At 48.3% G+C, this 12,713-nt stretch carries 10 protein-coding genes; 7 read left to right on the top strand and 3 right to left on the bottom strand.

Going from position 1 to position 12,713, the window contains the following annotated elements; all coding sequences use genetic code 11:
* Positions 1-40 precede the first annotated feature (40 nt).
* On the top strand, positions 41-847 hold the full coding sequence (gene proC / locus BHV83_RS11665) for a pyrroline-5-carboxylate reductase (RefSeq protein WP_122204144.1): 807 nt from the start codon (positions 41-43) through the stop codon (positions 845-847).
* Between the two features lie 543 nt (positions 848-1,390).
* Here proC and BHV83_RS11660 read toward each other — a convergent pair.
* The gene (locus BHV83_RS11660) at positions 1,391-2,569 is read right to left on the bottom strand and encodes a proline dehydrogenase family protein (RefSeq protein ID WP_005637033.1); all 1,179 of its coding nucleotides are present in this window, start codon (positions 2,567-2,569) and stop codon (positions 1,391-1,393) included.
* Positions 2,570-2,713: 144 nt separating this feature from the next.
* Positions 2,714-4,345 (bottom strand): L-glutamate gamma-semialdehyde dehydrogenase, encoded by a 1,632-nt coding sequence (gene pruA, locus BHV83_RS11655; RefSeq protein WP_005637034.1) that lies wholly within the window; start codon positions 4,343-4,345, stop codon positions 2,714-2,716.
* A 196-nt stretch (positions 4,346-4,541) separates the two neighbouring features.
* Between pruA and BHV83_RS11650 the strand changes: the two genes are divergently transcribed.
* The 6 genes from BHV83_RS11650 (at position 4,542) to BHV83_RS11625 (ending at position 10,687) form a co-directional block, all read left to right on the top strand.
* Positions 4,542-4,730, top strand: a complete 189-nt coding sequence (locus BHV83_RS11650; RefSeq protein ID WP_005637036.1) for a ferredoxin — start codon at positions 4,542-4,544, stop codon at positions 4,728-4,730.
* Positions 4,731-4,992: 262 nt separating this feature from the next.
* Positions 4,993-5,547 (top strand): helix-turn-helix domain-containing protein, encoded by a 555-nt coding sequence (locus tag BHV83_RS11645; protein ID WP_005637039.1) that lies wholly within the window; start codon positions 4,993-4,995, stop codon positions 5,545-5,547.
* 18 nt (positions 5,548-5,565) lie between these two features.
* Positions 5,566-7,236: an AMP-binding protein gene (locus tag BHV83_RS11640; RefSeq protein ID WP_005637041.1), complete on the top strand. Its 1,671-nt coding sequence runs from the start codon at positions 5,566-5,568 to the stop codon at positions 7,234-7,236.
* Entirely contained in the window at positions 7,214-8,338 is a 1,125-nt protein-coding gene (proB, locus tag BHV83_RS11635) for a glutamate 5-kinase (RefSeq protein ID WP_122204141.1), read from the top strand. The genes BHV83_RS11640 and proB overlap by 23 nt, the downstream gene beginning before the upstream one ends.
* Positions 8,339-8,357: 19 nt before the next feature.
* Positions 8,358-9,602: a glutamate-5-semialdehyde dehydrogenase gene (locus tag BHV83_RS11630; protein ID WP_122205315.1), complete on the top strand. Its 1,245-nt coding sequence runs from the start codon at positions 8,358-8,360 to the stop codon at positions 9,600-9,602.
* Between the two features lie 119 nt (positions 9,603-9,721).
* Positions 9,722-10,687, top strand: coding sequence for a Rossmann-fold NAD(P)-binding domain-containing protein (locus BHV83_RS11625; RefSeq protein WP_122205314.1), 966 nt, complete (start codon positions 9,722-9,724; stop codon positions 10,685-10,687).
* A 31-nt stretch (positions 10,688-10,718) separates the two neighbouring features.
* Here BHV83_RS11625 and BHV83_RS11620 read toward each other — a convergent pair.
* Positions 10,719-12,713 (bottom strand): outer membrane beta-barrel family protein (locus tag BHV83_RS11620; RefSeq protein WP_286757545.1); only part of this gene is annotated, 1,995 nt, incomplete at its 5' end.

The raw sequence follows: 12,713 nt of genomic DNA, 5'->3' as shown, positions 1-12,713 counted from the left end.
GTATCTTTGTCAGACATAATAACTATAATATAAAGAAAACATGAAGATCACAATTATCGGCGCCGGAAATATCGGCGGTGCCATAGCACGAGGATTAGCAAAAGGTCATATGTTTAAAGCATCGGATATCACTTGCACGGCACAATCAGATACGACTCTGGAGAAAATAAGGAATACGAATCCTGATTTCGTCCTCTCGCTGGACAATGTAGAAGCGGTCAAAGGCGCCGACATCATCGTCATTGCCGTAAAACCGTGGCGCGTAGAAGAAATTATCGACCAGATCAAAGGCATACTCGACTATGACAAACAGATAATCGTTTCCGTTGCCGCAGGTATCACATTCGATCTGCTGAACACCTATCTGACCAAAAACACGGGGTTCGACGATTGCCTGACAACCCCGACTATTTTCCGTATCATGCCGAATACGGCAATCGAAGTGCTTAGCAGTATGACTTTCGTAGCAGCCCGTAATGCTTCCAAAGAGCAAACGGACTTAATCATTAATATCTTCAACGAATTGGGAAACGCGATGTTGGTCGAAGAACGCCTGATGTCTGCCGGAACCGCTTTGGCTTCCAGCGGGATCGCATTCGCCTTGCGCTATATCCGCGCAGCCATCGAAGGCGGTGTCGAATTAGGTTTTTACCCGAAGCAGGCACAGGAAATCGTTGTCCATACGGTGAAAGGAGCTGTCGACCTCTTATTGGAAAACAAAAGCAATCCTGAAACGGAAATCGATAAGGTAACAACTCCGGGAGGTATCACCATCAAGGGATTGAACGAAATGGAACTCTCCGGCTTCACCTCTTCCGTCATTCGGGGATTGAAGGCAAGCAAATGATGATTTTTATTCTGCAAACGTGTTATTGATTGCGAAAACAACTGCCATACCATCATGAATACAATAACTTTTTCACATGTAACATATAGCATATTTTCAGCAATATAGTTACATTTTTTTGTCGAGACCCGGGTGTCAGACATCTACAGACCCGGATCTCAAGACCGCTCAGATGGAGGTGTAAACGGCCCTGATACGGGCATTTTGAGGAAAAAATCTAACGTCTTTCTTACAAAAAAGTAACGTGTTTCGGCAAAAAAGGCTTATGCTTTCCTGAAATTTTAACACTTTTGGAGTGTATCTGTTTCGGGTAAAACGGCTAAAATGATGGTTAAACAACTGATTTATGATAGTTGCATGATAGTTAAAAAGGAAACTATCATATCTATATATCATGATATTCAAGTTGTACACAAGAAACATGATGGTATGATAGTTGTTTTTTTAAAATCCATTATAGTGTTGACAAATTTGAACCACAAATGCCGATTTATCCGTTACTTTTCTCTTGAAAGAATAGTAACGGATAAAGTTCAAATCCGATCAGAAAGCACGGACCGCTTTCCGGCGATCCAATTCTGCTTTCAGCATACGAAGTTCACGGCTGGTTTGCCCGGCAACCGAAGTGTTTTCCTCGGCACGGCGGATCAGGTATGGCAAAACATCCCGCACTTTTGCATACGGTACATATTTGGTTACGTTATAACCTTCATGAGCCAGGTTGAAAGAAATATTGTCACTCATACCTAACAGTTGCGCGAAGAAGATACGGGGATCATCGCGCTTTAAGCCTTTTTCATCTATCAGCTTGGCCAATTTATAGTTGCTCTCTTCATTATGCGTCCCCATAAACATTTCGAAACAGTCGAGATGATCCATTGTGAAGCGGACAGCCTCGTCGAAGTTCTCGTCCGTTGCCTGCTTATCCTTACAGATCGGATCGGGATATCCTAAAGCAGCTGCCCTGGCACGCTCGGCTTCCATATAGGCGCCACGTACGAATTTCACACCGGCAATATATCCTTTTTCTTTCGCATCGTCCAAAATACGGCGTAAATACGGCATACGGTCATGGCGGTACATTTGCAAAGTAGCAAATACGATCGCACGTTTCTTATTATACCTGCGCATGGCCTCATCGGTCAAAGAGTCGATGGCATCCTGAAAACAATAGTCTTCAGCATCCACAATCAAGCGTACGTCATTGTCGTAGGCACGCTGGCAAAAAGCCATAAAGCGTTCCTTGAACTCCCGGTAAGCTTTTACTTCTTCGATGGTCAATTCCTCTTGCTTTTCGGATACCTTAGCGAGAAGTTCGTCCGTTATGATGGTGGACGGTTTGAATACGGCATAAGCCAGATTATCATTTCCCTTTGCAAAATCAATCGAACGTATGGTTTCCTCAAAAGTAGCTTGTATTCCTTCGGGCGTTTGCTCTCCTTCGGCTGAAAAATCCAAGGTGGAGCGTACATTGAATTTCCGCAGATGGTCGATCGCCTTTGTACAGTCCTGCAAAGTTTCACCTCCGACAAATTGCTTGTATAAAGTCGGCTTGACCGCCCATCCTAACGGAAAATGAATATTCAAAGCAATATTACTTACTACACTGGCACACTTTACCAGCCACGGATATTTGATCGTATTGAACAGCAGATAAGCATTTTTCAGCTCAGACTGCGATTTGGCAGAGAAAGCAATTTCGGTATTATTAAAATCTAACATGGTATTTGATATTAGTTGACAGTTAACGCATTAAAATGAATAGGAATACCGTCTCACAAAATGTGCCAATCACCAATTCATAAGAGAAACTCTTTCATTGGCATATTGGCACATCCTGATTTATCGGCTCATTGATAAAATTAATTACTTTTCTCCAAGAAACGGATAACCATAGCTTGTCGGCGGAACCAAAGCCTCTTTGATACAACGGGCATTTGTCCAGCGAATCAAGTTCAACGGCCCTCCGGCCTTATCATTCGTACCCGAAGCACGCGAACCGCCAAACGGCTGTTGTGCAATGACGGCACCTGTCGGTTTGTCGTTGATATAGAAGTTACCCGCGGCATAACGCAATTTATTGAATGCCATATCGATCGCATAACGATCGCGTGCAAAAATAGAACCGGTTAAACCATACGGAGATGTACGGTCGCAGAGTTCGAGTGTTTCTTCATATTTATTATCATCATACACATAGATCGTGATAACCGGACCGAAGATCTCCTCCACCATGCTCTTGAACATCGGGTCCGTAGTCCGGATGACAGTCGGTTCAACAAAGTAACCTACGGACTTATCTCCATTTCCACCGAAAACGATTTCCGCATCAGGAGACTGTTTTGCATAATCGATATAGCTCATGATATTGTCGAACGAAGCTTCATCGATAACCGCATTGACAAAATTCGTGAAATCCTGGACATCTCCCATTTTGATTTCTTTCAACATATCGCCGACATAGTCCTTTACTTCTTTCCAGAGTGAAGCAGGGATATAGGCACGTGAACCAGCCGAACATTTCTGTCCTTGATACTCAAACGCACCGCGCACAATAGCTGTCGCCACCTCCAAAGCCGGAGCAGAAGGATGGACAAAGATGAAGTTCTTGCCGCCTGTTTCACCGACAATCTTCGGATAAGATTTATAATGTCCTAAATTCTCACCGATCTGACGCCAAAGGGTGTTAAAGGTTGAAGTGGAACCTGTGAAATGGAAACCGCCTAAATCACGGCTGGCCGTTATGACTTTGCCGATCACGCTTCCCTGCCCCGGAATAAAATTGACAACACCGTCGGGCAAACCGGCTTCCCGGAACACTTTCATCAGGAAATAGTTAGAATGGATAGCTGTTGTCGACGGTTTCCAGACTGCCACATTTCCCATCATGGCAGGCGCCATGTTCAAGTTAGAGGCAATGGAAGTAAAGTTGAACGGCGTGAGCGAAAACACGAAACCTTCCAAAGCACGATATTCCATCCGGTTCAGGATACCTGTTTCCGAATAAGGCTGGTCGGCATATACCTGACTGGCATAAAAAGTACTGAAACGAAGGAAGTCGATCAATTCGCAAGGAGCGTCGATTTCTGCCTGGAACGGATTCTTGCTTTGTCCCAACATGACGGATGCGTTCAATATATAACGATATTTAGTGGAAAGCAATTCTGCTACACGCAGCATGACGGAAGCACGTTCTACCCAAGGAAGTTCAGACCATTCCTTATGCGCCTTCATTGCTGCATCGATAGCCATCTGCACTTCTTTCTCTCCGGCCTTATGATAAGTGGCCAATACATGGTGGTGATCATGCGGCATCACGACTTTGCCGGTATTGCCTGTACGGATTTCTTTACCTCCGATAACCAATGGTATATCCCATTCTTCAGAAGAGAGCTGCGCAAGAGCCTTTTTCAAGGATGATTTTTCACTTGAACCAGGAGCGTATGCTTTTACCGGCTCGTTAATAGGCTTGGGGAAACTAAAAATTGCGTTGTCCATAGTATCTCTTATTTATTAAGTGTTCAAAGACTGATTATTTCAGCGCTGTAAACATAATCAATAATTTTCTAAAATAAGAGACAGGAGCGTTAAATTAAATTTAAATCAAAGGGGCCAAGATATTCTCGTCCAGCATCAACAATTCAAGCCGTAGAGCTGTTATCTTAACATATTAATCATCTTAAATGTAAAAAATATGGCTATAAAGAGTGTTTGGATAGAAGAAGATTGTATCGCTTGCGGCACATGCGAAGGCATTTGTCCCGAAGTATTTCAGGTTACAGACCGCTCACGTGTAAATGAAGGAGTAAACTTCAACGATTATGAAGAAGGTATAAAAGAAGCCGCCGAAAGCTGCCCGGTCAGCGTCATCAAATACGATTAAGAAGCTTTCTTATACAGCATCTAATAAATTATTATTCAACAACCTACAGTTTTCTACCGGAAGAAACGTTTGTTTCCTCGGCTGGAAACTGTAGTTCTCTCCGCAGGAAACTATAACTTCTTCAGCGGGAAGCAGCCAATACAAAAAAACATCTTCCGCACTTCCTTTCAAAATAACTAAATAACATTACATTCCTCTTTCCTTAGACATTTTGCTTTTTATTCCTATCTTTGGAGCATCATAAATATAATAATCAACGGAGATGAACGAACAGATAAAACAAATTGCGGAGCGTTTGGCCGGACTTCGGGATGCATTGGAAATCACGCCTGAAGAAATGGCCAAGGTTTGTAACCTGACTCCCGAACAGTATATGAAGCTGGAAAGCGGTACTGTAGATATTTCAGTAAGTGTATTACATCAGATTTCACAGGCTTACGGGGTTGAGTTGACCACGCTTATGTTCGGTGATGAACCTAAAATGAGCAGCTACTTTATCACTCGCAAAGGAAAAGGTATTGCCGTGGAACGGACTAAAGCATACAAATACCAGTCGCTTGCCGCCGGGTTTGTCGGTCGGAAAGCAGATCCGTTCATGGTTACCGTCCATCCGGCTCCAGACGGGACACCGATTTATCTGAACTCGCATCCCGGACAAGAGTATAATATGGTACTGAAAGGCCGCATGTTATTACAGATCAACAACAAAGAGCTGATACTGGAAGAAGGCGACAGTATCTATTTCAACTCCGAACTGCCGCATGGAATGAAGGCACTCGATGGAGAAAAGGTCAGTTTCCTGGCAATAATCCTATAAATTGACAATTTAATCATCATGTTAGAAAGATTCATAAACAAGACGACCTTTGAGTCGCAGGAAGATTTTATAAAGAATTTCAAGATAAAAGTCCCGGAGAACTTCAACTTCGGATATGACGTAGTAGATGCATGGGCGGAAGAAGAACCCGATAAGATTGCGCTGTGCTGGACAAACGACCAAGGGGAACACATAGACTTCACCTTTGCCGACCTGAAAAAATATACCGACCAGACTGCCGCTTATTTCCAGTCGCTGGGAATCGGCCACGGTGATATGGTCATGTTGATACTGAAACGCCGTTATGAATTCTGGTTCTCGATTATCGCGTTGCATAAATTGGGAGCAGTGGTGATCCCGGCTACCCACCTGCTGACAAAGAAAGATATCGTCTATCGTGCGAATGCCGCCGATATCAAGATGATCGTCTGCGCGGGCGAGGAAGTGATCACCCAACATATCATCGACTCGCTGCCCGATTCACCCTCTATAAAGAGTGTTGTTTCGGTAGGTCCCGAAATCCCCGAAGGCTTCGAGGACTTCCACAAAGGTCTCGAAAACGCGGCTCCGTTCGTACGTCCGGAACATCCGAACAGTAACGACGACATTTCACTGATGTATTTTACTTCCGGTACAACCGGCAACCCGAAGATGGTGGCACACGATTTCACCTACCCGCTGGGGCATATCGTGACCGGAAGTTTCTGGCACAACTTGCATAAAGACAGCCTCCACCTGACGATTGCCGACACCGGTTGGGGGAAAGCCGTATGGGGAAAACTGTATGGACAGTGGATTGCCGGAGCAACCGTATTCGTGTACGACCACGAGAAATTCACACCGGCCGATATGTTACAGATGATACAGGACTACCGCATCACATCTTTGTGCGCACCTCCTACCATCTTCCGTTTCCTGATACGCGAAGACCTGACAAAATACGACCTGTCGTCCCTCCAATATTGTACCATTGCCGGCGAAGCCTTAAACCCTGCCGTATTCGACACGTTCTACAAACTGACCGGCATCAAGCTGATGGAAGGTTTCGGACAGACGGAAACAACCTTGACCGTCGCCACTTTCCCGTGGATGGAACCGAAACCCGGATCGATGGGTGTCCCTAATCCGCAATACGATGTAGACTTGTTGCGCCCGGACGGAACCCGTGCCGAAGATGGAGAACAGGGACAGATCGTGATCCACACTACAAATGGCAAACCGATCGGTCTTTTCAAGGAATATTACCGGGATGCCGAACGCACACGCGAAGCATGGCACGACGGCCTGTATTACACGGGCGATGTCGCCTGGCGTGATGAAGACGGTTACCTCTGGTTCGTGGGCCGTGCCGACGATGTTATCAAAAGTTCCGGCTACCGTATCGGCCCGTTTGAAGTAGAAAGCGCCCTGATGACGCATCCGGCGGTTGTAGAATGTGCCATCACTGGTGTTCCAGACGAAATCCGCGGACAAGTGGTAAAAGCCACCATCGTTCTGGCAAAGGACTACAAGGATAAAGCCGGAGACGCTTTGGTCAAAGAATTACAAGACCATGTCAAAAAAGTGACAGCTCCGTACAAATACCCGCGCGTCGTCGAGTTCGTAGACGAACTGCCGAAGACGATCAGCGGCAAAATACGCCGAGTCGAAATCCGAGCAACCGACAATGAAAAGAAACACACTAAATAATGGTCAATTGCCAATCATCGATTGGCAATTCAACCGTATTGCGGTCAAGATAGGCAGCAACGTGCTCACCCGCAAGGATGGCACGTTGGATATTACCCGGATGTCCGCCTTGGTGGATCAGGTGGCCGAACTACATCGGAAAGGCGTGGAAGTCGTCCTTATTTCCTCCGGTGCGGTCGCTTCTGGACGCAGTGAGATAAAGGCCGGCAAAAAGCTGGATCCCGTCTCTGCCCGCCAGCTGTATTCCGCAGTCGGGCAAGCCAAGCTGATCAACCGGTATTACGAACTGTTCCGCGAACATGGCATGACCTGTGGCCAGGTGCTCACCACGAAAGAGAACTTTGGCAGCCGCACGCATTACCTCAACCAGAAACATTGTATGGAGGTAATGCTCGAAAATAAAGTGATTCCCATCGTGAACGAAAACGACACGATATCGGTTACAGAATTGATGTTCACGGACAATGACGAGCTTTCCGGACTGATCGCCACCATGATGGGAATGGATGCTTTGATTATCCTTAGCAATATCGACGGCATATATAACGGCAACCCGTCCGATCCGTCCTCCACGGTTATCCGCGAGATCGACGGCAGCAAGGAAGACCTGTCGGAATATGTACAAACCAGCAAGTCGTCATTCGGTCGTGGCGGCATGCTTACCAAATGCAGCATTGCACAGAAGGTGGCCGACGAAGGCATCACGGTGATCATTGCCAACGGCAAGAAGGACAACATCCTGGTAGACCTGCTCGCCAAAGACAGCCGGACCGTTTGCACGCGTTTCATCCCGTCAAACAAACCTGTCAGCAGCGTAAAAAAATGGATCGCCCACTCCGAAGGCTTCGCCAAAGGCGAGATACACATCAACCGGGGGGCCGAAGAGGCACTGTTAGGTCCGAAGGCGACCAGTATCCTGCTGGTCGGCGTCACCCGGATCATCGGCGACTTCGAGAAAGACGATATCGTCAAGGTTATCAACGAGGAAGGCGTCCAGTTAGGAGTCGGATGCGCAGGTTACGACAGTACGGAAGCACGAGAACTGATCGGCAGCCGGGATAAAAAACCGTTGGTACATTACGATTATTTGTATCTGGATTAACAACAACAAGCATACGACCATGATTAACGAATTATTGCAACATACCCTCGCCGCTTCGCGCCAGCTTGTCACGCTGGACGATGCCACCATCAACCGCATCCTCATAGACACGGCTTCGGCTTTGCTGACACGCCAAGCCGAAGTCTTGGCTGCCAATGTCGAAGATTTGTCGCGTATGGACCCGGCAAATCCGAAATACGACCGCTTGAAACTGACGGAAGAACGTCTCGCAGGTATTGCAGGAGATATGAAGAACATCGCCTCGCTACCGTCGCCTCTTGGGAAGCTGTTAAGCGAAACAACACGCCCGAACGGCATGGTGATCCGGAAAATGACCGTTCCCTTCGGCGTGATCGGTGTCATCTACGAAGCACGCCCGAATGTCACCTTCGACGTTTTCTCCCTTTGTTTCAAGAGCGGGAATGCCTGCGTGTTGAAAGGAGGTTCGGATGCCGACAGTTCCAACCGTGCCTTAGTGGCGATTATCCACGACGTACTGACAAGACAAGGCGTCGATCCGGCTGTCTGTACACTCCTGCCGCCTGACCGCGAGGCGACGACCGAGCTGTTGAACGCCGTCGGCCTGGTGGACCTTATCATTCCGCGGGGCAGCAGTTCACTGATCAATTACGTCCGCGACCATGCCCGCGTACCGGTCATTGAGACGGGAGCCGGTATCTGCCATACCTATTTTGACAAAGATGGAGACAAAGAAAAAGGGCGCGAGATCGTCAACAATGCCAAGACACGCCGCGTCAGCGTCTGCAACGCTTTGGATTGTCTGATCGTCCATCGCGACCGATTAGGTGACCTCCCTTATTTGTGTGGAAAACTGTCCGGCAGCAACGTCATTATCTATGCCGACGAACCCGCTTTTGCCGCTCTTTCAGGGCACTACCCTACCGCTTTGCTTCAGCCGGCTACGGCAGACAGCTTCGGCACCGAGTTCTTAGACTACAAAATGGCGATCCGTACAGTCTCCTCCTTGGATGAAGCCCTGCAACATATCGCCCGCTACAGCTCGAAACACAGCGAAAGCATCGTCAGTGAATCGACAGAAGCCATCCGCCGTTTCCAGCAAATGGTCGATGCCGCCTGCGTCTACGCCAATGTATCTACGGCTTTCACCGACGGGGCACAGTTCGGTTTCGGAGCGGAAATCGGTATCAGCACACAGAAGTTACATGCCCGCGGCCCGATGGCGTTGCCTGAACTGACGACCTACAAGTATATCATCGAAGGGGACGGACAAATACGAAAATAGTCCCTGCCTCGGTGTTAGTATTATCATATGACACTGACAATACAGATATAACGGTATTGCCATAAATCAGAAATCATTGTTTATCTTTGTAGGCAGAACAATTTTAAATGAGACATGATATGAGAAACTTCACTTGTGTACAGGATTTAGGCAACCTCAAGCAGGCACTCGCCGAGGCTTTCGAGATTAAGAAAGACCGTTACCAGTTTACCGGGCTGGGCAAGAACAAGACGTTATTGATGATATTCTTCAACTCCAGCCTCCGCACCCGCCTCTCGACACAGAAGGCCGCCATGAATTTAGGCATGAACACGATGGTGCTCGACGTGAACCAGGGAGCCTGGAAACTGGAAACCGAACGCGGCGTGATCATGGATGGCGACAAGCCCGAACACCTCCTGGAGGCTATTCCGGTGATGGGTTGCTATTGCGACGTGATCGGCATACGTTCATTCGCCCGTTTCGAAAGCAAGGAAGATGATTACAACGAAAAGATATTGAACCAGTTCATCCAATACTCCGGCCGTCCGGTATTTAGCATGGAAGCGGCTACCCGCCATCCGTTGCAGAGTTTTGCCGACCTGATCACGATCGAGGAGTATAAGAAGACTGCCCGTCCGAAAGTCGTCATGACTTGGGCACCACATCCGAAAGCCCTGCCGCAAGCCGTGCCTAACAGTTTCGCCGAATGGATGAATGCGACGGACTACGAGTTTGTCATCACCCACCCGGAAGGCTACGAACTGGCCCCGCGCTTCGTCGGCAACGCTCGCGTAGAATATGACCAGAAGAAAGCGTTCGAAGGCGCGGACTTCATCTACGCCAAGAACTGGGCAGCCTATGCCGATCCCAACTACGGCAAGGTTCTCAACACGGACCGCAGTTGGACCGTCGACACGGAAAAGATGGCGTTGACCAACAATGCCTACTTCATGCACTGCCTGCCTGTCCGTCGCAATATGATCGTGACAGACGACGTGATCGAAAGCCCCCAAAGCATCGTGATCCCCGAAGCCGCCAACCGCGAGATTTCAGCACAAACGGTGCTGAAGAAGATATTGACTTCACTCTTGCCGGGGGATTAATCCCCCCGGCTAAAGAATCCCCTGGCAAATATCACAGATTATACGTCAGCGTCACCCACGTCACCTGTGCGTCACGGTTGCGGACCTGGGTCATTTGCAAGTCTTTCGTATCGACGATCGTTGTTTCTTCGAGGCCGTTGAAGATGTTGTTGATGCTCAGGTTGGCACGCAGCTTGCGGTGCATGAAATATTGGGAGATACCGGCATTGACACTGGAACGGTGCTTGATCTTTCCCTGCGGGGTCAACTGGTCGGAGATGTAAAAACCATCGAGCTGCAACTCCGTTGTCGGCGTGATGCTGATGTTGACAGAGCCTTTGATATCGCCGCAGACCATCGACTTCTTCCGGTCATAACCGATCGTGCGCCCGTCGATCTCATCCCGATAGATATCGCCTGACAAACCGAGAGACAGCATACGGATCGGTTGCCAGGTTGCGGACAGTTCAAAACCGAATGTCTGGCTATGGCCGATATTCTCTTTTGTCCAGATCGTTCCGTTTCCCCCTTCATCCAGGACTTTGTCCATGATGCGGTTCTTCTTATTCCGGTAATACAGGCTCGGTGAGAACCGGAAAGCAGAAGTAGCATACGAATAAGACAACTCGACCGAATGGATCATCTCGTCTTTTAAATCAGGATTCCCCTTCCAGACATGCGTAGCGTCGCTACGGTCGGTGAACACATTCAGGTAGCTGCCGTAAGGACGAATTACGCGTTGCACATAGCTCAAAGCCAACTCCCCGGCCTTATCCGTCCGGTAGCCCAACTTCAAACGGGGGAAGAGATGGAAACGAGAAGTGCTCTTAACCATCGGTATCTTTTCAAGCACATCGTCGGTCTGATAACGCGTATCTATCTTTTGCCAGTTCAGTTCACCTTGTACGCCCGCTTCGGCACAGAAACCACCCCATTTCTTTTCCAAAGCAGCCAGCAACAAATTCGTACGGCGATTAAAGTTATATTCATTTTCTTTCTGCGGGTCGGACTGCCACTCTCCGGCAGCCAGTTTGTTCCCGTAAGCGTGATAGCTCTCATCCTTGAAACGCCCGATGTATCCTACCCGCAAATGCCAGTCATCGGCAAAGAGTTTGCCGTAGAGGACAGACAGGTAATAATTATTCTTGTCCTGATTGACATAGTAATTATCCTCGGCAATGATCTTGCCTGTTTCCGGCTTCTCGTTCTTGTATTCGTTATCTTCGTCATACCCGAAATTATTGTAATTGAACACGACGTCCAGACGATCCTTCGGATTGTCGAAGGTATGGTTCCAACGCGCCTCTGCGGCATAGGCTTCCTGCCGTTGGTCGTTATAACGGTGGCGGAACATCACCGGTTGCAGATTCCCGTCCACCAGCTTATTGTTATGGATCTTCCCGTAGCGGCTGTAATCCATCAGGTTATACAGACCGTAAACCGTGATCAGGTCGTTTGCCGTCAGGTCATATCCGACACTCAGATCGGCGAGATGCACATCGGGGCGGGCGGACGCATTATTGTTCATGACGGTTGTCCCCCCTTTGTTCGTCGTCGACTTGCTGAACGTACGCTTACGAAACTCCCGGCGATAATTATATTTTCCGACAATATGAAACTTGCCCGGATGCAAATTCAGGATCGCACCGGCATTATAACGTTCCTGGAATCCTGCTCCCAACGTCAGGACCAGAGGCGAATCAGCGGCCGTATAAACAGCAGACGACAGGTTCAGAATCCCTGCATCTCCATCCGGCACAAGCCCGATGGAAGGAGTCGACGTCATCGACACCCGGTCGAAGAACAGTGCCGGAAGCTGGATCAGCATATCCCCGCTATACTCTTCCAGCAAGCCGTAGGGCACTCCGTTTATCAGCAAGCCGGGATTATTGGAACCACGGAACGTGATTCCTCCCTCGATATCGGTCACAACGGAAGGCAGCAGGCGGAATACGTCGGCTGTCGTCCCCGTCAGGCCACTCAGGTTGCTGTCCACCTGCAGGCGTTTCACTTCCCCACCGGTCAAGCCTCCAAAGCGTTTTCCCTG

It is taken from the genome of Parabacteroides sp. merdae-related_45_40 (assembly GCF_001915675.1).
This window is presented reverse-complemented; position numbering and strand designations above follow the sequence as displayed.

What these genes read in the sequence shown, in the direction of transcription:
- BHV83_RS11630 (WP_122205315.1), top strand. Translation starts at nt 8,358, where the DNA reads ATGATTAACGAATTATTGCAACATACCCTCGCCGCTTCGCGCCAGCTT.
- BHV83_RS11640 (WP_005637041.1), top strand. Translation starts at nt 5,566, where the DNA reads ATGTTAGAAAGATTCATAAACAAGACGACCTTTGAGTCGCAGGAAGAT.
- proC (WP_122204144.1), top strand. Translation starts at nt 41, where the DNA reads ATGAAGATCACAATTATCGGCGCCGGAAATATCGGCGGTGCCATAGCA.
- BHV83_RS11660 (WP_005637033.1), bottom strand. Translation starts at nt 2,569, where the DNA reads ATGTTAGATTTTAATAATACCGAAATTGCTTTCTCTGCCAAATCGCAG.
- BHV83_RS11645 (WP_005637039.1), top strand. Translation starts at nt 4,993, where the DNA reads ATGAACGAACAGATAAAACAAATTGCGGAGCGTTTGGCCGGACTTCGG.
- BHV83_RS11625 (WP_122205314.1), top strand. Translation starts at nt 9,722, where the DNA reads ATGAGAAACTTCACTTGTGTACAGGATTTAGGCAACCTCAAGCAGGCA.
- pruA (WP_005637034.1), bottom strand. Translation starts at nt 4,345, where the DNA reads ATGGACAACGCAATTTTTAGTTTCCCCAAGCCTATTAACGAGCCGGTA.
- proB (WP_122204141.1), top strand. Translation starts at nt 7,214, where the DNA reads ATGAAAAGAAACACACTAAATAATGGTCAATTGCCAATCATCGATTGG.
- BHV83_RS11650 (WP_005637036.1), top strand. Translation starts at nt 4,542, where the DNA reads ATGGCTATAAAGAGTGTTTGGATAGAAGAAGATTGTATCGCTTGCGGC.